Here is a 360-nt window from a genome sequence, read left to right on the forward strand (position 1 = left end):
ATGTTCTCGACTCGGGTGCTCGCACGGTCGGTCTGATGCTTCCTCGCGGATCAGGGAAGACGACGTTGAATGCGGCGATCGCCTTGTACGTGTTCTTCTGTTGGGGCGATGGCGCGAACGTGGTGATATTCGCTGTCGACGAGCGCCAGGCAGGTCTGGCGTTCTCTGCAGCCCGTCGCATGGTGGAGTTGTCCCCGGAGTTGGCTGAACGCTGCCAGGTGTTCAAGGACCGGCTGTACATTCCGGCGACCGACTCGTCGTTCGCTGTATATCCGGCTTCCCCTGCCGCCGCCGAGGGTCTGGACTATGTGCTGGCGATCGTCGACGAGGCCGGCGTCGTGAACCGTGACCTGTTCGAGG

Annotated in this window: 1 protein-coding gene; it reads left to right on the top strand. The window is 62.5% G+C overall.

Annotation, left to right across the window (positions count from 1 at the left end; translation table 11 throughout):
• Positions 1–65: 65 nt before the first annotated feature.
• A partial coding sequence (locus tag AAFO60_RS20870; protein WP_432211735.1) for a terminase large subunit domain-containing protein occupies positions 66–360 on the top strand: 295 nt, incomplete at its 3' end.

Source organism: Gordonia aichiensis (genome assembly GCF_039946255.1).
In the GTDB taxonomy this organism is placed as follows: domain Bacteria; phylum Actinomycetota; class Actinomycetes; order Mycobacteriales; family Mycobacteriaceae; genus Gordonia; species Gordonia aichiensis_A.